Annotated in this window: 22 protein-coding genes; 11 read left to right on the top strand and 11 right to left on the bottom strand. The window is 38.5% G+C overall.

Annotated elements, in window-relative coordinates; genetic code table 11:
- Window positions 1-4: 4 nt before the first annotated feature.
- From rsxD to JEP36_RS03725, 5 genes are all read left to right on the top strand, one after another.
- Window positions 5-1,081 (top strand): electron transport complex subunit RsxD, encoded by a 1,077-nt coding sequence (gene rsxD, locus JEP36_RS03745; RefSeq protein ID WP_196533221.1) that lies wholly within the window; start codon window positions 5-7, stop codon window positions 1,079-1,081.
- Between the two features lie 15 nt (window positions 1,082-1,096).
- On the top strand, window positions 1,097-1,723 hold the full coding sequence (rsxG, locus tag JEP36_RS03740; RefSeq protein ID WP_109372350.1) for an electron transport complex subunit RsxG: 627 nt from the start codon (window positions 1,097-1,099) through the stop codon (window positions 1,721-1,723).
- A gap of 1 nt (window position 1,724) precedes the next feature.
- Window positions 1,725-2,429, top strand: a complete 705-nt coding sequence (locus JEP36_RS03735; protein ID WP_198619555.1) for an electron transport complex subunit E — start codon at window positions 1,725-1,727, stop codon at window positions 2,427-2,429.
- A 12-nt stretch (window positions 2,430-2,441) separates the two neighbouring features.
- Complete coding sequence (gene nth / locus JEP36_RS03730) at window positions 2,442-3,080, top strand: endonuclease III (RefSeq protein ID WP_109372352.1); 639 nt, start codon at window positions 2,442-2,444, stop codon at window positions 3,078-3,080.
- Window positions 3,081-3,193: 113 nt separating this feature from the next.
- Window positions 3,194-5,140, top strand: coding sequence for an exoribonuclease II (locus tag JEP36_RS03725; RefSeq protein ID WP_198619556.1), 1,947 nt, complete (start codon window positions 3,194-3,196; stop codon window positions 5,138-5,140).
- Between the two features lie 156 nt (window positions 5,141-5,296).
- Here JEP36_RS03725 and JEP36_RS03720 read toward each other — a convergent pair whose 3' ends face one another.
- The 6 genes from JEP36_RS03720 to pgpB all read right to left on the bottom strand — a co-directional run bounded on the left by JEP36_RS03720 (window position 5,297) and on the right by pgpB (window position 9,295).
- Window positions 5,297-5,707: a hypothetical protein gene (locus JEP36_RS03720; RefSeq protein WP_198629886.1), complete on the bottom strand. Its 411-nt coding sequence runs from the start codon at window positions 5,705-5,707 to the stop codon at window positions 5,297-5,299.
- Window positions 5,708-5,813: 106 nt separating this feature from the next.
- Window positions 5,814-6,137 carry a stress response translation initiation inhibitor YciH gene (yciH, locus tag JEP36_RS03715; RefSeq protein WP_006536941.1) on the bottom strand — a complete coding sequence of 108 codons (324 nt, stop codon included), beginning with the start codon at window positions 6,135-6,137 and terminating at the stop codon, window positions 5,814-5,816.
- Window positions 6,138-6,872 (bottom strand): orotidine-5'-phosphate decarboxylase, encoded by a 735-nt coding sequence (gene pyrF, locus JEP36_RS03710; RefSeq protein WP_198619558.1) that lies wholly within the window; start codon window positions 6,870-6,872, stop codon window positions 6,138-6,140.
- A 45-nt stretch (window positions 6,873-6,917) separates the two neighbouring features.
- Entirely contained in the window at window positions 6,918-8,090 is a 1,173-nt protein-coding gene (gene lapB / locus JEP36_RS03705; protein WP_109372357.1) for a lipopolysaccharide assembly protein LapB, read from the bottom strand.
- Window positions 8,091-8,102: 12 nt separating this feature from the next.
- Window positions 8,103-8,360, bottom strand: coding sequence for a LapA family protein (locus JEP36_RS03700; RefSeq protein ID WP_232805410.1), 258 nt, complete (start codon window positions 8,358-8,360; stop codon window positions 8,103-8,105).
- A gap of 215 nt (window positions 8,361-8,575) precedes the next feature.
- Entirely contained in the window at window positions 8,576-9,295 is a 720-nt protein-coding gene (gene pgpB, locus JEP36_RS03695; RefSeq protein WP_198629884.1) for a phosphatidylglycerophosphatase B, read from the bottom strand.
- Window positions 9,296-9,560: 265 nt separating this feature from the next.
- On the opposite strand from pgpB, the gene ribA reads away from it, so the two are divergent.
- On the top strand, window positions 9,561-10,160 hold the full coding sequence (ribA, locus tag JEP36_RS03690; protein WP_109372360.1) for a GTP cyclohydrolase II: 600 nt from the start codon (window positions 9,561-9,563) through the stop codon (window positions 10,158-10,160).
- 247 nt (window positions 10,161-10,407) lie between these two features.
- Window positions 10,408-11,223, top strand: a complete 816-nt coding sequence (locus tag JEP36_RS03685; protein WP_198619561.1) for a MetQ/NlpA family lipoprotein — start codon at window positions 10,408-10,410, stop codon at window positions 11,221-11,223.
- An 83-nt stretch (window positions 11,224-11,306) separates the two neighbouring features.
- Here JEP36_RS03685 and acnA read toward each other — a convergent pair whose 3' ends face one another.
- Window positions 11,307-13,979 (bottom strand): aconitate hydratase AcnA, encoded by a 2,673-nt coding sequence (gene acnA / locus JEP36_RS03680; protein ID WP_198629883.1) that lies wholly within the window; start codon window positions 13,977-13,979, stop codon window positions 11,307-11,309.
- A 219-nt stretch (window positions 13,980-14,198) separates the two neighbouring features.
- On the opposite strand from acnA, the gene JEP36_RS03675 reads away from it, so the two are divergent.
- Window positions 14,199-15,029: a hypothetical protein gene (locus JEP36_RS03675; RefSeq protein WP_198619563.1), complete on the top strand. Its 831-nt coding sequence runs from the start codon at window positions 14,199-14,201 to the stop codon at window positions 15,027-15,029.
- Window positions 15,030-15,090: 61 nt separating this feature from the next.
- On the opposite strand, the gene cysB is transcribed toward JEP36_RS03675, so the two are convergent.
- Together cysB and topA are read right to left on the bottom strand one after the other, a co-directional pair.
- On the bottom strand, window positions 15,091-16,065 hold the full coding sequence (gene cysB, locus JEP36_RS03670; RefSeq protein ID WP_109372364.1) for an HTH-type transcriptional regulator CysB: 975 nt from the start codon (window positions 16,063-16,065) through the stop codon (window positions 15,091-15,093).
- 364 nt (window positions 16,066-16,429) lie between these two features.
- On the bottom strand, window positions 16,430-19,027 hold the full coding sequence (topA, locus tag JEP36_RS03665) for a type I DNA topoisomerase (protein WP_198619564.1): 2,598 nt from the start codon (window positions 19,025-19,027) through the stop codon (window positions 16,430-16,432).
- A 307-nt stretch (window positions 19,028-19,334) separates the two neighbouring features.
- Here topA and JEP36_RS03660 point away from each other — a divergent pair, with 307 nt between their 5' ends.
- On the top strand, window positions 19,335-19,583 hold the full coding sequence (locus JEP36_RS03660) for a YciN family protein (protein ID WP_069369238.1): 249 nt from the start codon (window positions 19,335-19,337) through the stop codon (window positions 19,581-19,583).
- A 489-nt stretch (window positions 19,584-20,072) separates the two neighbouring features.
- Here the strand turns inward: JEP36_RS03660 and sohB are convergent, their stop codons facing one another.
- The gene (gene sohB, locus JEP36_RS03655; protein WP_100158176.1) at window positions 20,073-21,119 is read right to left on the bottom strand and encodes a protease SohB; all 1,047 of its coding nucleotides are present in this window, start codon (window positions 21,117-21,119) and stop codon (window positions 20,073-20,075) included.
- A 213-nt stretch (window positions 21,120-21,332) separates the two neighbouring features.
- On the opposite strand from sohB, the gene JEP36_RS03650 reads away from it, so the two are divergent.
- Both JEP36_RS03650 and cobO read left to right on the top strand, forming a co-directional pair.
- On the top strand, window positions 21,333-22,094 hold the full coding sequence (locus tag JEP36_RS03650) for a YciK family oxidoreductase (RefSeq protein WP_196533331.1): 762 nt from the start codon (window positions 21,333-21,335) through the stop codon (window positions 22,092-22,094).
- Between the two features lie 19 nt (window positions 22,095-22,113).
- Complete coding sequence (gene cobO / locus JEP36_RS03645) at window positions 22,114-22,704, top strand: cob(I)yrinic acid a,c-diamide adenosyltransferase (RefSeq protein WP_109372368.1); 591 nt, start codon at window positions 22,114-22,116, stop codon at window positions 22,702-22,704.
- Between the two features lie 33 nt (window positions 22,705-22,737).
- Here cobO and JEP36_RS03640 read toward each other — a convergent pair whose 3' ends face one another.
- On the bottom strand, window positions 22,738-23,649 hold the full coding sequence (locus JEP36_RS03640; protein ID WP_232799477.1) for a hypothetical protein: 912 nt from the start codon (window positions 23,647-23,649) through the stop codon (window positions 22,738-22,740).
- Between the last annotated feature and the right edge of the window lie 130 nt (window positions 23,650-23,779).

The raw sequence follows: 23,779 nt of genomic DNA, 5'->3' as shown, positions 1-23,779 counted from the left end.
ACAGATGAAATTCAGACCAATACAAAATAACAATAGTAAATTAAAAATTGCGAGTTCACCTTTTACGCATAATCAACAGTCCACCAGCCAAGTTATGCTATGGGTAACATTAGCAGCACTTCCGGGGATCTTAAGCCAGATCTATTTCTTTGGCTTAGGAACCATTTACCAAATTGTGCTAGCTATTATCGTGGCGCTTGTTACTGAAACACTTTGCGTAAAGCTCAAAAAAGAAGATCCCTTACTCTATCTGAAAGACAATTCAGCGCTGTTGACTGGTGTATTGCTCGCCATTAGTATTCCGCCTTTAGCGCCATGGTGGATCATTGTTTTAGGTACTTTTGTTGCTATTGTTATCGCAAAACATATTTATGGCGGCTTAGGACAAAATCCATTTAATCCCGCAATGGTGGGTTATGTGGTTTTGCTGATCTCATTCCCAGTACAAATGACATCTTGGATGCCTCCCGTTGAATTACAGGCTGTCTCTTACAATGTCATGGATAGTTTAAGCATCTTCTTTACAGGGCATACCTCTTCTGGCTTAACGCTTGAAGATTTAAGACGTTCTGTCGATGGCATTACACAAGCAACACCTCTTGATAGCTTTAAAACGGGTTTATTAACTCACCCTATTAATGAAGTCTTAGCGACACCTATTTTACAAGGTGAATTTGCAGGCATTGGCTGGCAATGGGTGAATGTCGCTTATTTAGTTGGCGGATTAATCCTGCTTTATAAACGCATTATTAGCTGGCATATCCCTGTTGCGATGATTTCTGTATTAGCACTATGTTCGGTTATTAGCTGGGGTATTGATCCTACGCGTTATTCACAACCGTTATTACAGCTCTTCTCTGGTGCAACAATGTTAGGAGCCTTCTTTATTGCGACTGATCCAGTTAGCGCCTCAACAACCCCTAAGGGGCGTTTAATTTATGCGGGCATGATTGGTTTATTAGTTTGGATTATCCGTGTCTATGGCGGATATCCAGATGCAGTCGCCTTCTCTGTATTGCTTGCCAATATTGCCGTACCGCTGATTGATAGCTATACACGCCCTCGTGTTTACGGACATTAATCCAAGGAGAAAATGATGATCGAAATATTAAAACGTCATGGGTTAACATTAGCTATCTTTGCTGCCTGTACGACAGGCTTAACTGCGGTGGTTTATCACTTAACCGCAGACACCATTGCAGAACAAGTCGCTTTAGAGAAACAAAAATTATTAGATCAGGTGATCCCACAATCAATGTATAACAACGATCTCTCTAAAGATTGTTATCTACTCACGGCACCTGAATTAGGGAATACAAAACCACATAAGCTTTATGTTGCTCGTTTAGACGGTAAACCTGTTGCAGCCGCATTAGAATCTACCGCTCCTGATGGATATTCAGGCGCAATTGAGCTTCTTGTGGGCGCCGACTTTAAAGCGAATGTCCTTGGTGTACGTGTTACTGCTCATAATGAAACACCAGGGTTAGGGGATAAAATTGAAACACGTATTTCTGATTGGATCACGACATTGAGCAATAGATTCATTTCCAGTGAAAACGATCCGCACTGGGCAGTAAAAAAAGATGGTGGCGATTTTGATCAATTCACGGGCGCGACGATCACCCCTCGCGCTGTTGTTAACTCATCAAAGCGCACTGCTTGGCTAATACAATCTTTACCAGAGAAGTTGGATACACTTCCTGTCTGTGAGGCGAATTAAGATGAACTCTATCAAAACGCTATTTTCACAAGGGTTATGGACCAATAACTCAGCTTTAGTTCAACTACTGGGTTTATGTCCTTTACTTGCTGTTTCTTCTACTGCCACTAACGCATTAGGCTTAGGGCTTGCAACAACATTAGTGCTCTTTTGTACTAATGTGGCGGTTTCAAGTTTACGTCGTTGGGTTCCTTCTGAAATTCGAATCCCAATTTATGTTATGATAATTGCGTCTGTCGTCAGTGCTGTGCAATTACTAATCAATGCGTATGCTTACGGCTTATATCAATCTTTAGGGATCTTTATTCCATTGATCGTCACTAACTGTATTGTTATTGGTCGTGCTGAAGCGTTTGCCGCTAAAAATGAAGTCTTTCCTTCCGCTATTGATGGTTTAGCAATGGGATTAGGCGCAACCGCGGCACTCTTTGTTTTAGGTGCAATACGTGAAATTTTAGGTAACGGCACATTATTTGATGGTGCAGATTTACTATTAGGTGAATGGGCGCAAGTATTAAGAATTGAGATAGTACATTTAGACTCACCCTTCTTACTTGCCATTTTGCCACCGGGTGCTTTTATCGGCTTAGGCTTTATGTTAGCAGCAAAATACCTGATCGATGAAAGACAGAAAAAGCGCAGCACTTTGACAACGAAAACTTACGAAAAAGAACAAGGCTGTGGTAGTCATATCGTCAAAAATTAATTTGTGAGCATAATGAATCAAGCAAAACGTATTGAAATTCTAACTCGGTTGCGTGATGACAATCCGCAACCTACGACAGAGCTAAAATTTGACTCTCCGTTTGAACTATTGATCTCCGTGTTACTCTCTGCACAAGCAACCGATGTGAGTGTAAATAAAGCAACAGCCAAGCTTTACCCCGTTGCCAATACACCACAGGCAATACTGAATTTAGGCGTTGATGGTCTTAAGAAATACATTAAAACCATCGGCCTCTATAATACTAAAGCTGAAAATGTGATTAAGACGTGCCAAATCTTAGTTGATAAACATAACAGTGAAGTACCTGAAAACAGAGAAGCCCTAGAAGCCTTACCCGGTGTCGGTCGTAAAACTGCCAATGTCGTTTTAAACACGGCATTTGGCTGGCCAACAATCGCTGTCGATACACATATCTTTAGAGTGAGTAATCGGACAGGTTTTGCCCCAGGTAAAAATGTCAATGAAGTCGAACAAAAACTGTTAAAGGTTGTTCCGGCAGAATTTAAGGTTGATTGTCACCATTGGCTTATTCTTCATGGTCGTTATACCTGCATTGCACGAAAACCACGGTGTGGCTCTTGTATTATCGAAGATCTTTGTGAATTTAAAGAAAAAACAGATCCCGAGTGAAAATTTGTCGATTTGTCTGTTTTTATGATGCGATATTACTTGCGTCACTACACACAATCGAATAAAACTATTGCCCACTTTTATTATTAAAACTGCCGACTTTCCGGAAAAATATGTTTCAAGACAATCCGCTGCTTGCACAGCTAAAACAGCAACTCCATGCCCAAACACCGCGCGTGGAAGGCCTTGTAAAGGGAACAGATAAAGGCTTTGGCTTCCTTGAAGTTGATGGTCAGAAAAGCTATTTTATTCCCCCTCCGCAAATGAAAAAAGTGATGCACGGCGACAGAGTTATTGCTGCCGTTCATACAAACGGCGATAAAGAGTCGGTTGAACCCGAAGAATTGGTCGAACCTTTCTTAACGCGTTTTGTTGGTCGTATTCAGAAAAAAGAAGGTGATAACCGTCTGTGGATAGTACCTGATCACCCTCTCTTAAAAGATGCTATTCCTTGCCGTCCTGCTCAAGGCTTAACACATAGCTTTGTTGATCAAGATTGGGCTGTTGCCGTAATGCGTCGTCACCCACTTAATAAAGGTGATAAAGGTTTTCAGGCTGAAATTACAGACTATATTACCGATAAAGACGATCACTTTGCGCCTTGGTGGGTAACCTTAATGCGTCATCAGCTTGAACGTGATGCGCCTGAAATGGGTGACGAAGCGCTCACATTACATGACACTTTACCTCGTGAAGATCTGACTTCTCTCTCCTTTGTCACTATTGATAGTGCATCAACAGAAGATATGGATGACGCCCTCTTTATTCGTAAAGAAGAGAACGGTCAACTCACACTCTTTATCGCTATTGCAGATCCAACCGCTTATATTCTGCCTAATAGTGAATTAGATAAAATTGCCGCACAACGTGCGCTAACTAACTATCTGCCAGGCTTTAATATCCCAATGTTGCCTCGCGAACTGTCAGACAATATTTGCTCATTACGTCCTAATGAGAAACGTCCTGCATTAGTTTGCCAAGTGAGTATTACCGAAGATGGCTCATTGCTTGAAGATATTCACTTCTATTCTGCGTGGGTAGAATCAAAAGCCAAGCTAGTTTATGACCATATTTCAGATTGGTTAGAAGGTGAAAATACCCAATGGCAACCTGAAAATGAGATTGTTCATGAGCAAGTGATGTTATTAAAAGAGATGTGTGAAAAACGTCATGAATGGCGTGAAAAACATGCTCTGGTCTTTAAAGAACGCCCTGATTACCGTTTTATTCTTGATGAAGGTGGCAATGTTTTAGATATCGTTGCAGAAAAACGCCGTATCGCAAACCGTATTGTTGAAGAAGCGATGATCACCGCCAATATCTGTGCGGCAAAAGTACTGGCGAAAAACTTAGGTTTTGGCGTTTACAACGTTCATACAGGCTTTGATCCACTTTATATCGATCAAGTTGTGCAGACATTAAAAGATAACGGTATTGAAACTACATCTGAAAGTTTATTAACGCTTGAAGGTTTCTGCCAATTGCGTCGTGAGCTTGATAATCAGCCAAATCAATTCCTTGATAGCCGTATTCGCCGCTTCCAAAACTTTGCTGAAATCAAAGCTGAGCCAGGTCCTCACTTTGGTTTAGGATTAGAAGCTTACGCAACATGGACTTCACCAATTCGTAAGTACAGTGATATTTTAAATCACCGTTTGCTTAAAGCGATTATCAGCAAAGAAAGTGCTGAAAAACCACAAGAAGAAGATGGTATTCGTATTGCAGAGCGTCGTCGCGCTAATCGTATGGCCGAACGCGATGTGGGTGATTGGTTATATGCGCGTTTCTTAAAACCTTTTGCTGGCACTGAAACACCATTTAATGCAGAAATTATCGATATTACTCGTGGTGGTGTTCGTGTTCGTCTAGTTGAAAATGGTGCTGTTGCCTTTATTCCTGCGCCATTCTTACATGCTGTACGTGATGAAATTCAATGTAGCCAAGAAACAGGCACCGTCATTGTGAAAGGTGAAACTGCTTATAAACTCAATGATATCATTCCTGTACGCATTGAAGATGTGAAGCTGGAAACACGCAATATCGTTGCTCGCCCTATCTAATAGGACTTAAATCGGTATACAATGAGGCTGATAGTTCACTTAGAGCTATCGGCTTTTTTTATATCTCTTATTTTTGTTAGTGATAATGAAATGCAAAAAAATAGGTGACATTGTCACCTATAATCGTATTTATGGATTTCGCTGTTTTCTTAATAATTAATCAGGGTGACCAGTGATCGTGATTTTAGTGCCTTTCTTATCTTCTTCTAACACAAACTCCGTAAAACCACCTGAAAACTGTTGCTCTATCATTAATTTCTTCGGATTTTCCCATTTATAATCAACAGAAACACCGTCTTTTGTATATTCTTTTTGGATGTTATTGTTCACTTTAATGGTTTTTACAAGATAATCTTCATCGAGTTCATTGACATATTTTTTATATGCATCTGCAATTGAAAGCCCAGCATAAACACAATGTGTTATTGCGCCATTCTCATAAACTTCATCCATGGTCTGTTTTGGTGAAGAACAATATTTGTTATGAACAATTATTTTATCCGCAGTCGTTTCTGCAAAAAGCGCAGAAGAATATAATAGTGCAACAATCATCAAGTACGCTTTCATAAAATACCTTTTAAAAAACATCTATTAGTGACAATAAAAAAATGCGCTAATCTCAATAGAAAATCAGCGCATTATCATTCATTTCATTGCTATCTAGCTAGTTAAATCAGCCACCAGCAAGTTTAACCTTCATTCCTTTAGCTTCTAATAGCGATTTAATTAAATCACGTTTATCACCTTGGATCTCAATTAAACCGTCTTTGACACTCCCACCACAGCCACATTTTTTCTTCAGTTCAGCCGCAAGTTTAGCTAACTCTGCATCATCCAGATCAATACCTGAAACAACGCATACACCTTTGCCTTTACGTCCACTAGTTTGGCGCTGAATACGCACAATACCATCACCAGCAGGACGTACTGGCTTTTGTTCTTCTTCTTTTATGCGACCCGTATCTGTGGAATAAACCAAACGAGAGTTATTATCCATTTACATACCTTGTATAGAACGATTAATTTGTTGCAATGTTTCATGAGGGTTATCGCTACGAGTAATAGGACGACCAATCACCATATAATCAACGCCTGCCGCAATGGCTTGCTCTGGTGTCATTACACGACGCTGATCGCCAACATCACTTCCTGCTGGACGAATACCCGGAGTGACTAATAAGAAATCATCACCACAAACTTGTTTAAAACGTGTTGCTTCATGTGCAGAGCAGACGACACCATCAAGACCACAAGATTTTGTCAGTAACGCTAAACGTTCTGCTTGTTCTGCGGGCGTCAATGTTATTCCCAATTCAATTAAATCAGATTGATCCATACTGGTAAGTACAGTCACTGCCGTTAAAAGTGGCGCGTCTTTACCAAAAGCAGCAAGACTCTCTTTAGCCGCACGCATCATACGACCGCCACCACTCGCGTGTACATTAACCATCCATACACCTAAATCAGCAGCGGCTGCAACGGCTCTTGCAACAGTATTGGGAATATCATGGAATTTTAAATCGAGGAAAATATCAAACCCTTCTTTTTGTAATTGAGTCACAAACTGAGGTCCAAAACGGGTAAACATCTCCTTACCAATTTTTAAACGACAAGATAAGGGATCGATACGCTGTGCAAAGTCTAATGCACTTTTTTGGTCTTCATAGTCTAGTGCCACAATAACGGGCGCGCAGGTAAGCTCGGGCGATTTCTTATCACAATGAAATGACATTTTAGGGCCTTTATTTATAGAGAGACTATTAAAAAAGTGACATCGTCACTGACCATCTAAACCGCGAATAGGTTTAACGGTATCCCATGAACGACAGGATGGACAATGCCAATATAATGCATGAGAGGTAAAACCACATTTATGGCAACGATAATCTGGTTTCGTGCGAATTTGTTCACCAACCATATAGCGCAATAAGATAAGGCTCTCTTTAGCGCGTCCTTCTTCTGCTTCTGCTAAATGGTAACGCATTAAACGATAGAACAAGCGCATGGTTGGATGACGCTCTAATTGACGATTAATGTATAACTGAGCCGCTTCAATACCTTCTTTAGCTTCAATAATGTCAGCAAGGTAAAGCTCCGCAATCGCACCACAATTACTATCCACACATTGACGTAAATAAGTTTCCCAACGAGCATTATCGTCGCCTTGAGCTTGGAAACATTCAAAAAGCATAGGTAAGGTTTCACTGACCATCTCTTTATCTTGCTCAATAACTTTCATTAAAACATCGATAGCTTTTTGTTTATCATCACGAGCAATATAGATACGACCATACATAATTGAAACACGAGCGCAAAGCGGGTCTGTTTGCCCTGCTTTTTGTAAGAAATTGAGCGCGCTCTCAAGATTATCGCTACTCATTTCTTGTAACGCCAATTCACAATAGAAATGGGCGATTTGCTCTTTGAGCTCGCGTTGTCCCAATTTTACTAATTTTTCAGCCGTTTCTATGGCTTTTCCCCAATCACTGGTTAATTGGTAAATAGCTAACAGCGATTGCAACGCACTTTGGCGAAATTCATGCTCATCAATAAGTTGCTGAAACATATTTTCAGCGCGATCGTAAACACCCGCCGCCACATAGTCACGACCTAACTGTTGAACAGCAAGTAGGCGTTGCTCAAAGGAAAGCGCAGCACTTTCCATTAGCGATTGGTGGATACGAATAGCGCGTTCGACTTCGCCACGAGAGCGGAAAAGATTACCTAAAGTAAGATGAGCTTCAAAAGCAGAGCTATCTTCTTTAAGCATTTCGAGGAAAAGATCAACTGCTTTATCTTGTTGATCAGAAAGTAAAAAGTTAACACCCGCCACATACTCACGTGACAGGCGATCGGCGTTCTGCTGTTTGTCCTGTTGGGCGCCACGACGCCCCATATACCAGCCGTAAGCCGCAGCGACAGGTAATAACAGAAACAGCAATTCTAGCATCAGCTATCGTCCTTATTTCGTAGCAGAAGCAACCGTTGGGCAACTTTCTTGGTTTTCTTGTTTTGTTTGGGCGCTTTCAAGACGTTTAATTTTACGTTTTGCTCGACCTAGTGATAAGCGTACACGTAGATAAAAAACACCACTTACAATCCAGCCAAGTACAAAACCCATACCAAACAGGGTAGCTAACAAGGTAGAAATACGATATTCACCTTGAGCGATAAGATAATTGAATGTGACTACCTGATCGTTATTTGTGCCTAAAGTCATGGCAATCACCACGATGGCAAGAACAAGAATAACCAAAATAAAAAGTAGGACTTTTTTCACATTATTTCCTTTTTTATTCTCTTTTCTTTAGTAGACAGATAAAGGTAGCATTTTCACTGCGCACAAAGAAAGTCATTTCTTAGAATCATCTGATTTTCGTATATTTTTTCATATAAATACTGAAAAAGACATTCTCTCAAAAATAAGGGCTATTGTCAGGGTTTGAGTAATAAACGTCGCTCAATCACCTTAAATGCACACCAAACCAGCACGGTGCTGATAAGAATACCGACAATCACATCAGATGCCCAGTGCATTCCTAATACAATACGCCCTACCGTGACATCAATTCCCCATAATAACCCGAGTGACGCTAAAAAATAATGACGGCGCAACATAAAAAGGACAAAAACAAATAATGCGAGTGTCGCTGAAAATAAACTATGACCAGACGGAAAAGCATAACCTGTTTCAGTTTTCCAATATTTAAGTTGCCATTCAGGGACCACAGGTGAGTTGGTTAATCCATTTTGGAGTAATTGTTCTCGCTCAGGTCTTGATACTTGATAAAAAGCTTCAGAGCTAATGTGCAAATTTTCACTAACCCAAACAACATAAGGGCGAGGCTCTTTTACTGTATTTTTAACCGCAACCTTAATTAATTGCCCAATAAATAATGTTGCAATAATTATCACGGCTAATTGAATAAAATGATTACGTTTTAATTTCAACACCATAAAAAGCAATGCTAACAAAACAATAATAGTCACAGCGCCCCAAGGTTTTGCTGCACTATCAGCTATCCATAATGTGCTTATCCCGCCTAAAGGGTGATCAGTAGGTTGCCACTTCCAACCCAATATCAACACAGCACTTGGTATGATTAAGAGCAACATACTACCTAACAGAATCAACTTTGTTACTTGCTTATTCAATATATTGCCTCTTCTTAAATACAAATGTTCTCATCCATTTACAGCTAAAGATTATCAGTATAAACGATGCAAGTTTAGCAATAAATCATTATGCACTCGGCATCAAAATCTGATAATTTGTTGAAGTGTGATTTAATAAGTGTGTGTTATTCATTTCCTTACCTATGAGGCCTGGAAATATTTCAGTGTATTATTTCTCTTTGTTCTCGTTATAAAGTGTATAATCTTGGACGAGAGTATCACCTGAAATTATGAGTCAAAAATAATGAAATTAAGACGTATCGCAGAAGCAAAACTACCGACTCCTTTTGGCGAGTTTTTAATGGTCGGTTTTGAAGAAATCGCAACAGGAAAAGATCATGTCGCTCTAGTTTATGGCGATATTTCAGGCTCAGAGCCCGTATTATCTCGTATTCATTCAGAGTGCCTAACGGGCGATGCCCTATTTAGTTTACGTTGTGATTGTGGTTTCCAACTTGAAGCAGCACTTTCACAAATAAGTAAAGTAGGTCGTGGCGTATTACTTTATCATCGCCAAGAAGGCAGAAATATCGGATTGCTAAATAAAATACGAGCCTATGCGTTACAAGATAAAGGTTTAGATACCGTTGAAGCGAACCTTGAGTTAGGTTTTAAAGCTGACGAACGCGATTTTACCCTTTGTGCTGACATGTATAACCTCTTAGGTGTTCATGAAGTTCGGTTATTAACCAATAATCCGAAGAAAATTGAAATCATGAAAGCCGCAGGAATTAATGTTATCGAGCGAGTTCCTTTGATTGTCGGGCGTAATCCAAGTAATGCACATTATCTTGATACTAAAGCCGATAAAATGGGACATCTTTTATTTAAGAAAGCGCAATAATAAAGTAACAACACAACATTAATTATTTTCAAATCCGAGCCTGAGTTGCTCGGATTTTTTATTTATTCCTTTTATTTTATTACCTTGTAAATTTATTCTTTATCTATTTTTCTTCTCTTACATCTTATTTTTATGTCTTTATTATCATTAAATTATATCATGTGAAAATTTGTCATATGCGATTTCATTGACTATCTATCTGATTCTAAGTTATTTATTAATAAATAAATTTTGATAGGAATGCATTATGCCATTACATTTTTCTGGTAGGGTTTTCGGCGCGCTTTTATTAGCAGGAGCATTATTGACTGGTTGTGATAATAGCGATAAAAACAGCTATTCAATCAAGGTTGGTGTGATTAATGGTGCTGAACAAGATGTGGCTGAAATTGCCAAAAAAGTCGCAAAAGAAAAATATGGCTTAGAGGTTGAATTGGTAAGTTTCAGCGGTTCTTTATTGCCTAATGATCCCACTGCAAATAAAGAACTTGATGCCAATGTTTTTCAACATCGCCCTTTTCTTGCCCAAGATAATCAATCTCGTGGTTACAATTTAGTGGCTGTCGGTAATACCTTTGTTTTTCCTATGGCGGGCTATTCAACTAAAATCAAACACCCTTCGGAGTTAAAATCAGGCGATACCATTGCAGTTCCTAACGATCCCACCAATTTAGGTCGAGCATTACTGTTACTAGATAAAGAAAAGCTTATTACGCTAAAACCAAACAGTGGTTTATTGCCTACGGCTATCGACATTATTGATAATCCACTTAGGCTTAAAATTATGGAGCTAGAAGGTGCGCAATTACCACGGGTTTTAAACGATCCCAAAGTAACTGTCGCTATTATCAGTACAACTTATATCCAGCAAATTAATTTATCACCGACCAAAGACAGTATTTTTATTGAAGATAAAAACTCTCCTTACACCAATATTATTGTGACAAGAGAAGAGAACAAAGACGCTGATAATGTACGTGATTTTATCAAAGCATATCAATCTCCCGAAGTTGCCACCGCTGCCGAAACCATTTTTAACGGTGGTGCAATTCAAGGTTGGTGATTGTTATTACAAAAAGAAAAGATAAAAAAATGCCCCATTATTTTTATAATGGGGCATTGTTATTAACTACGTTACAAAACTAATTAAAGCATATTACGAATAACATAATGCAATATGCCACCATGTTGGAAATAGGCTAATTCAGTTTGAGTATCAATACGGCAACGCGCCATAATAGTTTCAGTACGATTATCTGCAAAAGTAATATTAACCGCGACATCTTGGCTCGGTATTAATGCATTAAGCCCTGTGATCTCAATTTTCTCATCACCTTTTAAGCCCAATGTTTGACGAGATACCCCTTTAGGAAACTCTAAAGGTAAAACTCCCATACCGATTAAGTTAGAACGGTGAATACGCTCAAAAGAGCCTGCAATCACCACACGTACACCTAATAGACGTGTTCCTTTTGCCGCCCAGTCACGGCTAGAGCCTGAACCATATTCACTACCAGCAATAATTGCCAACGGCGTATTTTCTTGCTGATAACGCATTGAAGCATCATAAATAGCCAATATTTCACCAGTTGGAATATGCTTGGTAAAACCACCTTCGATTCCCGGCACCATTTCGTTACGAATACGAATATTGGCAAATGTGCCTCGCATCATGACTTCATGATTGCCACGTCTTGAACCATAAGAGTTAAAATCTTTCGGCTCGACACCATGTTCACGCAGATAACGCCCTGCGGGACTATCCGCCTTAATATTACCTGCAGGTGAAATATGATCCGTTGTCACCGAATCACCTAAAATAGCCAAAATACTGGCTTGATGAATATCTTTAATCGGAGCCGGCGTTTTTGACATACCTTCAAAGAAAGGAGGATGTCGAATATAGGTAGAGTCTGGTTGCCAATCATAGACGGGTGTATCTTGTGTTTGCAGTGATTTCCATGTTTCATCGCCTTCAAACACGGCAGAGTACTCTTTATGGAACATCTCTGTTTTAACTTTCTCAACAGCATCTGCAATAGCTTTACTGTCAGGCCAAATATCTTTTAAATAAACGGGAGCACCCTGTTTATCTTTACCTAATGGCTCTTTAGTAAGATCGATATTCATATTTCCTGATAAAGCATAAGCAACCACTAAAGGCGGCGATGCTAACCAGTTGGTTTTCACTAAGGGATGAATTCGACCTTCAAAGTTACGGTTACCAGATAATACAGCCGCAATAGTTAAGTCATTATCTTTAATCGCACTTTCAATCGGTGCTAATAAAGGCCCAGAGTTGCCAATACATGTTGTGCAACCATATCCCACAAGATTAAACCCTAACTTATCCAGATAAGGCGTTAATCCTGCTAGATTAAGATAATCCGTGACGACTTTAGAGCCAGGAGCCAAAGAAGACTTAACCCAAGGTTTACGCTGCAATCCTTTTTCTACCGCATTTTTAGCGAGTAATCCTGCTGCCATTAAGACATTAGGGTTTGATGTGTTGGTACATGATGTGATCGCCGCAATAACGACGGCACCATCGGTTAACTCAAATGCAGGATAATCATCAATTTTTACTTGAGGAAATTGTGCCAGTGGTTTCTTATTGGTTTCAAGATCTACAGCTGCTTTAAATGCCTTAGGTACACTCGGCAGATTAACTCTATCTTGAGGGCGTTTAGGCCCTGCAAGACTCGCTTCAACGGTTCCCATATCTAACGATAATGTTGACGTAAAGATAGGTTCATCACCTGTATGTCGCCATAAACCTTGCTCTTTGCTATAAGCTTCAACAAGTGCAATTTCTTGTTCTTCACGCCCTGTTAAACGCAAATAATCAAGGGTGATCTCATCTATTGGGAAGAATCCACAGGTCGCGCCATACTCTGGCGACATATTCGCTATTGTTGCACGATCAGCTAAAGGTAATGACGCTAAACCATCACCATAGAACTCCACAAATTTACCCACAACACCATGAGCACGTAACATCTGTGTGACGGTTAATACCAGATCAGTTGCCGTGATCCCTTCACGTAATTTTCCTGTCAATTTAAAGCCAACAACATCTGGAATTAGCATGGAGATAGGTTGTCCTAACATTGCAGCTTCTGCTTCAATGCCTCCTACACCCCAACCTAAAACACCAAGACCATTTATCATTGTGGTGTGAGAATCTGTGCCGACTAAGGTATCAGGATAAGCCACATGACGCCCATTTTGCACCTCAGACCAAATAGCTTTACCTAAGTACTCCAAGTTTACCTGATGGCAAATTCCTGTCCCTGGCGGCACGACACGAAAGCGTTCAAAGGATTGCTGCCCCCAACGTAAAAAAAGGTAGCGTTCATAGTTACGCTCCATTTCAATTTCCACGTTTTCAGCAAACGCATTTTTACTGGCATATTCATCAACCATAACAGAGTGGTCAATAACCAAATCTACGGGTGATAATGGATTAACTTTATCCACTTGCCCGCCCAAAGATTTCACAGCTTCACGCATAGCCGCTAAATCAACAACCGCAGGCACACCTGTAAAATCTTGCATAAGTACCCTTGTAGGTCGATATGCAATTTCTCGCAATGCATGTGCTGTTTTTTGCCACTCAACGAGTGCCTTAATATCCTCGTCAACAACAGTATCATTGTCGAGATAACGCACTAAGTTTTCTAGTAACACCTTCAGAGACTTAGGAAGACGGGTAATATCGCCTAATTGGCGGGCAACTTCTGAAAGACGGTAGTACTCATATTCTTGAGATCCGACTAAGAGCGTGGAATGGCTCTCTTTTTTCAAACGTAACGACATAGCTCCTCCTTCTTATTTTTATACTGACAGCATGTTTAAACCATCAAAATAGGTAAGGTTATTTATTAAACATATCATATAACGCCGAATTTCGCTTAAAGACCACACAATTTGTTAACGTAATGTTATGGGTGTCATAGTGTTAATAAATTTTAATCTCAGGATTTTCGCTTAATTAGGATTTAATGGTGGAGGTATGACTACGTAAGGATAACTTTTATGAGTAATAAACAATCTGATTTACTTAAAAATATTATGAATGCGGATCGCTATTTTGCAGAACCTATTACACCTCCTTTTCCGCAAACCTTATCGATGAATGCATTACATTCTCAAAATATAAAAGATACCGAAGGCTTAGTGCAATTTATCATCGCGTCACCAAAACCTTTTGAGCCTTCCGAAATAGAAAAAATGTCACAACTTAAAAATATCCAAATTGGACTCATTTCTATTATGGCAAACCATCTTGCTGCATTAAAAAAAGAGGATAATGAAGCCTATTATCGCCCCGAACATTGGTTAGATACGCTCAACCATTTACCCCTTCTAGGACACAATAAAATAGAAACAAAAAAACTTCATAAGCAAACCTTTGATTTTTCTGTTGCTCAAGCGTTTATTCAATTATTACTAGGAGCTGCAATCAATGCCACCTCTCCTGCACTTGGAGAATTTATTGATTTTTTACGTACCCAAGGACAAAAAATAGAAATCGGCTTACGAAACTCATTAGACAGCTATCAAACGATAACTATTGCGGGGATCACGGAGATACTCAATCATAATAATCATCTTATTTTTGTTCCAAAGCTGAAAATTTTGAGCCTACGTTTTTCTTATCAATCAGCAAAAATGCTACTCGCCAGTTGTATCGGTCGTAAATTTACCCTCTCTTTAGAGTACACCACCATTACCTCTGTATTTGATGCTAGTGCACTTGATGATCCACTGATTAATCAGCAGTTTTATGATTTTTTAAACAAGTATCGTCAGCTAAGCATTGCAAAATCAGATGCTTTTTTTAGTGGGGATTTTTATTTGAAATGAGTAATAACAGAAATTAGATTTATGAACACGCTTGAAGGCGGGAATGACCCGCCTTTCAGTATTACACTAATGGTAATTCGATATCTTTAAATAACTCTTCAATCTCTTCGTTAGTTCGCAACGCAACAGCTTGCTCAATCAAATTACGCGTAAGATGGGGAGCAAAACGCCACATAAAATCATACATATAGCCACGTAAGAAACCACTACGGCGAAATGCAATTTTAGTGGTGCTATAACTAAACTTATCACGCATATCAATGGCAACTAAATCGCTATCGAGTACAGGATCAAATGCCATGCTGGCAATCACACCAATGCCTAAATGCAGTCTCACATAAGTTTTAATAACATCCGCATCGGTTGCAGTGAAAACAATTTTAGGTTTCAACCCTACTTTACCGAAGGCATCATCAAGATCTGAACGCCCAGTGAACCCCTGGGTATAAGTGACAATATCGTAGTTTGCGAGCTCTTTAAGCGTCACTTCTCGTTTTTGTGCCAGTGGATGATCTTTAGAAACCACCACAATGCGGTTCCAACGATAACAAGGTAGCATCACTAAATCGTTATAAAGATGCAGTGATTCTGTCGCTATTGCAAAATCACTTTTACCTCTGCATACATCTTCAGCAATTTGCGTTGGTGAACCTTGGTTCATATGTAATGAAACATCTGGATAACGCTCAATAAAACCTTTTATTACTGGAGGTAATACATAACGAGCTTGCGTATGCGTTGTTGCAATCGATAGTGAGCCTCTATCTGGATAAGTGTGTTCACCCGCAGCTGATCGAATAGCTTCTGTTTTTGACAAAATCTCTCTAGACAGCCTTACAATTTCTTCACCTGCTGGTGTCACATGCGTTAGATGCTTGCCACTGCGAGAAAATATTTGTATACCTAGCTCATCTTCTAACATGCGAATTTGTTTACTTATTCCCGGCTGAGATGTATACAAACGCTCTGCTGTGGTCGAAACATTTAAATCGTTATTCACCACTTCAACGATATAACGCAACTGTTGTAATTTCATGGAGAGGCTATCCCTTCAACAAAAGACTTATTATTCCGTTATTCTATTTATATTCATATAACTAAAAAGAATAATAAAGATGTAATATATAACCACTATATCACTTATTTCATTTCGGTCTAACGTAATTAATAGTGTTATTTAGGTTTTGTTATATCGAATAGTTATAAGCTATAAATAAGCATAAAAAAAGCCAACCTTATCTGTCAGCTTCTATTTCATAATATTAGTGCCACTAAATTATTTAATCACACTACATACCATTCTTGCACCGTCGTCACTAAGAGCTTGGATCATCAGTCTTAATACAAAAAAGCGACTAACTCTCATTAGTCGCTTTTTTATTTATCACGTAATGCCAATGTTATTTGGTTTTTTCAACCCATTTACCATCGACATAAAACGCAGACCAACCTGTTGCTTTGCCATCTTTCTCTGAAGAAACATATTGCTGTTTTGTTTTACGACTAAAACGCACAATAGTTGGGTTTCCTTCAGGATCAGCTACTGGAGCTTCTGCTAAATAGCGCATTTTCTCTGCTAAACGGTCTTTAAAGCGAACCAGTTCTTCTACTTTTGGTGCACGTGTTTCTCTTGATTTAGGGAACGTGTTTGCGGCCAAGAAGACACCAGCAGCACCGTCTCGTAAGACAAAGTAAGCATCTGATTTTTCGCATAGCAATTCAGGAAGTGGAACAGGATCTTCCTTCGGTGGTGCAATTTCACCGCTTTTTAAGATTTTACGGGTATTTTTACAATCATCATTAGTACAACCCATGTATTTACCAAAACGCCCCATTTTTAGGTGCATTTCAGAACCACATTTATCGCACTCAATAACTGGGCCTTCATAACCTTTTAAGCGGAATTCACCTTCTTCAACTTCATAACCATCACATGCAGGGTTATTACCACAAACATGTAATTTACGATGAGTATCAATCAAGTAACTGTCCATTGCAGTACCACATTTCGGGCAACGGCGACGTGCACGTAATGCGTTAGTTTCTGCATCTTCCCCTTCAAGAATATTTAATAATTCATCTTCAGGGATAAGGTTGATGGTTTGCTTACAACGCTCTTTAGGCGGTAAAGCATAGCCCGAACATCCTAAAAATACGCCTGTTGTCGCCGTTCTAATTCCCATATGACGAGAACAAGTTGGACATTCAATCGACGTGATCACCATTGGATTTGGTCGCATTCCACCTTCTTCAGGATCTTTTTCAGCAACTTCTAATTGCTGACTAAAATCGGTGAAGAATGCATCTAATACCGCTTTCCAGTTTTCTTCATTATTAGCAACATGGTCGAGGTGATCTTCCATTTGCGCAGTAAAATCGTAATTCATTAAATCGCTAAAATTCTCTTCTAAACGATCCGTTACAATCTCACCCATTTTTTCTGCATAAAAACGACGGTTTTCAACTTTCACATAACCACGATCTTGAATAGTGGAAATGATAGAAGCATACGTTGAAGGGCGACCAATACCGCGCTTTTCTAACTCTTTAACTAAAGTCGCTTCGCTAAAACGTGCTGGTGGCTTAGTAAAGTGCTGAGTAGGTTCTAATTCAGCTAAAGCCAGTTTAGCCCCTACATCAACTGCCGGTAAGGTTTTGTCTTCATCTTTGTTACGCATCGCTGGCATGACTTTCGTCCAACCGGCAAAACGTAAAGTACGGCCTTTAGCTCGTAGTTTATAATCACCTGATTCAACTGTTAATGTGGTTGAATCGTATTTTGCTGGTGTCATTTGACAAGCAACAAATTGATTCCAAATCAGTTGATATAAACGTTTGGCATCGTTATCCATATCTTTTAAAGATTCTGCGATAACGTTGATATCTGAAGGACGAATAGCTTCGTGCGCTTCTTGAGAATTTTCTTTGCTCGAATAAACATTTGGCTCTTTCGGCAAATATTTAGCACCAAAATTCTCATTGATATAATCACGCGCCATTTGAATTGCATCCTGACTTAAGTTAGTTGAGTCAGTACGCATATAGGTTATATAACCAGCTTCATAAAGGCGCTGAGCTAGCATCATCGTCTTTTTCACACCAAAGCTTAAACGCGTACTTGCCGCTTGCTGTAAGGTTGATGTGATAAGTGGTGCGCTTGGTTTGCTTGATGTTGGTCTATCTTCACGATCTTTTACCGTGAAGGTTGCATTTTGTAATGCTTTAACCGCCACCTGTGTTTCATCGGATGAAACAGGGTTGAAGGCTTTATCATTATAATGCGTGACTTCCATACGCAACGGTTGCTCGTCAGGCGTTAATAATGACGCGTGCAATTGCCAATATTCTTCAGGAACAAAGGCTTTAATTTCACGCTCACGTTCAACTAAAAGACGCACAGCAACAGATTGCACTCGACCCGCAGATAATCCACGAGCAACTTTTTTCCAAAGTAAAGGTGAAACCATATAACCCACAACACGATCCATAAAGCGACGAGCTTGTTGTGCGTTAACGCGATCTATATTTAACTCACCCGGAGTTTGGAAAGCTTGTGTAATGGCATTTTTAGTGATTTCGTTAAAAACCACTCGACTAAATCGTTCATCATCACCGCCGATAACTTCGCGTAAATGCCACGCGATAGCTTCTCCTTCGCGGTCAAGGTCCGTTGCGAGATAGACATGATCAGCTTTCTCAGCCAATGCTTTTAGTTCAGCCACGACTTTCTCTTTGCCGGGTAGAATTTGATAGTTCGCATTCCATCCATTATAGGGATCAATTCCCATACGGCTGACTAAGGCTGATTTCTCATCCTTTTTAACTTTTTTCACGCCTTTCGTGGCGGATGAGTTTTCGCTCTTCTGGCTGCCAGAACCACTCTTTGGCAAATCACGAATGTGACCCACGCTAGATTTAACTACGTAGTCATTGCCAAGATATTTATTGATCGTTTTGGCTTTAGCCGGGGACTCCACGATAACAAGAGCTTTACCCATAATTACCTTTACCTAATTAAACTTTGTTATGACGGTATCGTTTAATACCCTCAACTAAAAAAATGTTTAAAATCTCTTTTTTATATTGCGTTAGTTTTGCAATATATCAACCTGTTTTTATTCAAAGCTTTTGTTTAAGCTCAAAACTCATCACTTTTTTTGAGGTATTTTAATCACCTCACTACTTTGACCGAGTACAGGCAAATCATTGTTTGCTACATATAGAGTAGCTAAGCTTTTAAAAATGCCACACTCTACCTGATAAAAAGTGAGGCGCAACAAATTATTTTTCTAAGGAGCACATATTATGTCAACACAAACTACACCGATTACAACAGAGATGCTACTTGAAAAAGCGAATAAAATCATATGTGAACATGAAGATTATTTACAAGGTATGCGTGCAGATTCGGTTGAACAGAAAGGTAATGTCCTCGTATTTAAAGGCGAATTTTTTTTAGATGAACAAGGTTTACCTACTGCAAAAAGCACAGCAGCATTCAATATGTTTAAGCATTTAGCTCATGTGTTATCTGATAAATACCATTTAGAATAAGTCATCTTCGTGATTATTTTTATTTAATCACTGAAGTAAATTAATTTACTCTTTATCGATAACAAAAAAGAGACTTTGCTTGCCAGTTATTGCATTCATTCAGATGCCAATAACTGGCATAATCAAACAAAAATAAAGAATAATAATTCAGTTTGATTATAATGCAGATTTTCTGTCACATCTCAACTCAAGATTACACTTACCTATCAATACAATCAGTAATATCAATTATTTTTATTTTCTATTTACAGCTATATTGAAACCTCCTAGAAAGAGGAAATATTTACCCTGTTGTTATAAGCAATATCAATTATTTCTTTGATTGCCAGTGAAATTTTCACTGGCTTTTTTTATTTTATGGAAATAAAAGCTTTTAAAATAGAGAGTTAGAATATTTTTTGAGAAGATTTAGGAAAAGTGACTGAGTAAGGAAGGATGATATCAGCGATAATCCATATCACTGATATCATTTATTGCGTACTTATTGGCTTATAGCAGCGGTTTTTTACTTCTTTGTACCCAACGCATCATCAGTTTATCAATACTTTCCATTGCGCCACCTGTAACTCGCTCAACCATTTTCTTTTTGGTAACATATTGGACAGAAAGAACTTCAAAGTCATTAATATGATTGATTAGCCAATCATCACTGACACCAACTTCATCAATTAAGCCTCTGTTTAGTGCTTCTGAACCGTACCAATACTCACCCGTTGCAACGCTATCGATATCAAGTTGAGGGCGATATTTATGCACAAATGATTTAAACAATAGATGCGTTTCATTTAAATCTTGTTTAAATTTCTCACGACCTTCTTCAGTATTTTCGCCTAACAAGGTCAATGTACGTTTATATTCGCCAGCGGTATGCAACTCAACATCAATATCGTTTTTCTTGAGCAAACGATGAATGTTAGGGATCTGAGCCACAACACCAATCGAGCCAATAATCGCAAATGGTGCAGCAACAATTTTATCTGCCACACATGCCATCATATATCCCCCGCTAGCAGCCACTTTATCGACAACCGCCGTCAGTTTAATACCCTTTTCTTTTAAGCGTGTTAATTGAGCTGCGGCTAATCCATATCCGTGAACCATACCGCCTGGGCTTTCTAAGCGCAGTAATACTTCATCACCTGCTTGTGCAACAGAAAGAATGGCGCTGATTTCTTCACGTAATGCACCCACTTCATGTGCATCCATACTACCGTTAAAATCAAGCACATATAAACAAGGTTTTACAACGCCTTTTTTACCTTCTTTTGCATTGTTTTTACTCTGTTTATTCTCTTTTTTTTGCTGCTTTTTAAACGCTTTATACCAGACTTTTAATTCAGCATCGTCCATTTTTGCTTGTTGCATAACGCGCTGTTTTTCTTCGTAAGCTTCAGCAAGATCTGTGACTCTTAACGTCCCTTTACGATTTTGCTTTTTATTTCCAATTACAACGAAAAACAACACGATAGCGATAATCGCCACAACAACAGTGACAATTTCTGCTAAAAACAGCCCATATTGCAAAATATACTCCACAAAGACCTCTTTTTAAGGTTAATAACACTGACTAAAACCAATATGCCTAGTTTAACGAAATTCTGCTTTAGCGCCAGCAACAAAGGCATGATTATGTTTAATACCATAAAGAAAATAGCCATAAATTGTAAACAAAAAGTCAGACTAAACTGGTCGCTAGACAAATAAGACGTTACACTTTATTTACTTTTTACTAGACAGGATATCAATATGTTGCAATATCAACCCGATCATAGCGTGCTAAAAGATAAAATTATTCTAGTAACGGGTGCTGGTGATGGCATAGGAAAAGAAGCCGCACTAACTTATGCGCAATATGGCGCAACACTTATCTTATTAGGCCGTACTTTATCAAAACTTGAAGATGTTCAAGAAAAAATAATCACATCAGGTGGCCAACAGCCCATGTTATATCCGCTTGATCTACTTACAGCGACAGAGAATGATTTTCAGCAATTTGCTGATACTCTCGTTAAGCGCTTCCCTCATCTTGATGGTGTATTACAAAATGCTGGTTTATTAGGTGTTGTTGAACCTATCATTAATCAACCGAGTAATCTTTGGCATGACGTTATGCAAGTCAACGTTAATGCGACATTTATGCTCACAAAAGCACTACTACCATTGATGCTCAAAGCGCCTCATGCAAGCCTTATCCTCACCACATCTAGTGTAGGTCGCCAAGGTCGTTATGGTTGGGGAGCTTATTCTGTCTCTAAATTCGCAACAGAAGGCTTTATGCAAGTACTTAATGAAGAATATAACGAAAGTACTTTGCGTATTAACTGCATTAATCCTGGTGGCACTCGTACCGCAATGCGAGCAAGTGCATTTCCAGATGAAGATGCACAGAAATTAAAAACACCTAAAGATTTGATGCCGTTATATCTCTACCTTATGAGTGATGACAGTATTGATGTGAAAGGACAATCTTTAGATGCACAACCTGGCCGTAAAGCAGGTCCCGCTGAATAACATAATTTAAGGTAACAAAATGAATGATGCACAACACCAAAAACGCCAACAACGTTTAAAAGAGAAAGTAGATACTCGAATTGAGCAAGCTCAACACGAGCAAGGTATTTTGATAATATTTACTGGCAATGGTAAAGGCAAAACAACAGCGGCGATGGGAACCGCAACGCGTGCTGTTGGTCATCAAAAAAAAGTCGGTGTTGTGCAGTTTATAAAAGGTACATGGGAAAACGGTGAACGAAACCTATTAGAACAATTCGGTGTACCATTTTATGTAATGGAAACGGGCTTTACTTGGGAAACACAAGATAAAACGGCAGATACCGCTGCCTGTTTGAATACTTGGCAATATGCACTGAAACTACTTAACGATCCAGAGTACGATCTGGTCATTCTTGATGAAATTACCTATATGATTAGCTTTAACTATTTACCATTAGATGAAGTTATTTCAGCTATTAGCTCTCGCCCACCTCACCAAAATGTCATTATTACAGGAAGAGGCTGCCATCGAAAATTAATTGAGTTAGCCGATACGGTGACAGAAATGCGTCCTATAAAACATGCTTTTGACAGCGGAATAAAAGCACAAAAAGGTATAGATTGGTGACCTATAATGATTATCATAAAATGAATATTTTTCTTAAATAAGAATTGGCTCGCCTAAAATGCCAGCACCAAATATTCTCCCATTTTTTTTCATAAATTCAAAATAGGCATCTCTATCTACAAAAATATTATTTTGTATTTGTTGATTGTAAATCATTGCCATTCTTACTAAATATTTATGATATTCATCATAAAATATTTGTTTTTCTTTAGGATCTCTTGACGCTAAATATTTCTTCATTATTTCATAAATACTATTTGCTTCTTTGGTTAATTTTTCATTACTAAATTTAACATTATATTCTAGTGGAGTTAAATTATCTGTTCGTGTGTTCCCTCCATCTATCCAATTAAACTTATCTGTTGCTAAATATTCAGTTAACAAATCACGTTCAGAATAAAAGTGAATACCATAAGGATATTTAGCGATATATTGATAAAAATCCTCTCTTGAAAAACATTTTGTCAATACATTCACTTTTTCATTATCGTCCCAATCAGATAAGTAAGTAGGTAATGATTCATCTAATGGAATATCGCAATTAAAAATATTATTATCAATAAAAAGAGAGTCAGAGCTATTAATGGCGCCGCGTACAAGTATGCCGTTAATCCATACAGTGCGCTCATCTATATGAAGATCATCAAGTGTATCATCTGGTTTAAATACCGAAGTGAAACTATAATATATTTCTCTATTTGGATTAATTATTCCGCCTCGATTGCCTGGATAAATCATAAATTCACTCTGTTCACCATGACTATCAACTAACAGATGTTTTCCGTTATTAAGTTTTATTTTTTTAACTTCACCTTTACCCATTACGAAATAAGAATTATCAACTTTAAACTCTAAAGGTTCTAATCGGTTATTGCTGATATAAAAAATACCGTTCTGCTTTTCTCGTTTTGCGGGGTTGTCGCACCCTACTATCAGAAAAGTCATATATAACACTGTTGTTAAATAAAAATAACGATACATATTATTTTGAATACCTTATCGTTAAATAAAAAATTATTAATATTTCTACCGTAATAATGTAATTATCATAGATATATTTATTATAAAAATAAAG

The sequence above is a fragment of the Proteus sp. PR00208 genome, from assembly GCF_016238545.1.
Classification (GTDB): Bacteria; Pseudomonadota; Gammaproteobacteria; order Enterobacterales; family Enterobacteriaceae; genus Proteus.
The sequence above is the reverse complement of the archived record's forward strand: the minus strand, read 5'-3'. Positions and strand labels throughout refer to the sequence as shown.

Bases quoted from the DNA above. Each gene is read 5' to 3' on its own strand.
- topA (WP_198619564.1), bottom strand. From the start codon at position 19,027: ATGGGTAAAGCTCTTGTTATCGTGGAGTCCCCGGCTAAAGCCAAAACG.
- JEP36_RS03735 (WP_198619555.1), top strand. From the start codon at position 1,725: ATGAACTCTATCAAAACGCTATTTTCACAAGGGTTATGGACCAATAAC.
- ribA (WP_109372360.1), top strand. From the start codon at position 9,561: ATGAAATTAAGACGTATCGCAGAAGCAAAACTACCGACTCCTTTTGGC.
- JEP36_RS03685 (WP_198619561.1), top strand. From the start codon at position 10,408: ATGCCATTACATTTTTCTGGTAGGGTTTTCGGCGCGCTTTTATTAGCA.
- JEP36_RS03660 (WP_069369238.1), top strand. From the start codon at position 19,335: ATGTCAACACAAACTACACCGATTACAACAGAGATGCTACTTGAAAAA.
- cobO (WP_109372368.1), top strand. From the start codon at position 22,114: ATGAATGATGCACAACACCAAAAACGCCAACAACGTTTAAAAGAGAAA.
- rsxG (WP_109372350.1), top strand. From the start codon at position 1,097: ATGATCGAAATATTAAAACGTCATGGGTTAACATTAGCTATCTTTGCT.
- lapB (WP_109372357.1), bottom strand. From the start codon at position 8,090: ATGCTAGAATTGCTGTTTCTGTTATTACCTGTCGCTGCGGCTTACGGC.
- rsxD (WP_196533221.1), top strand. From the start codon at position 5: ATGAAATTCAGACCAATACAAAATAACAATAGTAAATTAAAAATTGCG.
- JEP36_RS03640 (WP_232799477.1), bottom strand. From the start codon at position 23,649: ATGACTTTTCTGATAGTAGGGTGCGACAACCCCGCAAAACGAGAAAAG.
- cysB (WP_109372364.1), bottom strand. From the start codon at position 16,065: ATGAAATTACAACAGTTGCGTTATATCGTTGAAGTGGTGAATAACGAT.
- nth (WP_109372352.1), top strand. From the start codon at position 2,442: ATGAATCAAGCAAAACGTATTGAAATTCTAACTCGGTTGCGTGATGAC.
- JEP36_RS03725 (WP_198619556.1), top strand. From the start codon at position 3,194: ATGTTTCAAGACAATCCGCTGCTTGCACAGCTAAAACAGCAACTCCAT.
- pyrF (WP_198619558.1), bottom strand. From the start codon at position 6,872: ATGTCATTTCATTGTGATAAGAAATCGCCCGAGCTTACCTGCGCGCCC.
- JEP36_RS03675 (WP_198619563.1), top strand. From the start codon at position 14,199: ATGAGTAATAAACAATCTGATTTACTTAAAAATATTATGAATGCGGAT.
- yciH (WP_006536941.1), bottom strand. From the start codon at position 6,137: ATGGATAATAACTCTCGTTTGGTTTATTCCACAGATACGGGTCGCATA.
- JEP36_RS03700 (WP_232805410.1), bottom strand. From the start codon at position 8,360: ATGACTTTAGGCACAAATAACGATCAGGTAGTCACATTCAATTATCTT.
- acnA (WP_198629883.1), bottom strand. From the start codon at position 13,979: ATGTCGTTACGTTTGAAAAAAGAGAGCCATTCCACGCTCTTAGTCGGA.
- JEP36_RS03720 (WP_198629886.1), bottom strand. From the start codon at position 5,707: ATGAAAGCGTACTTGATGATTGTTGCACTATTATATTCTTCTGCGCTT.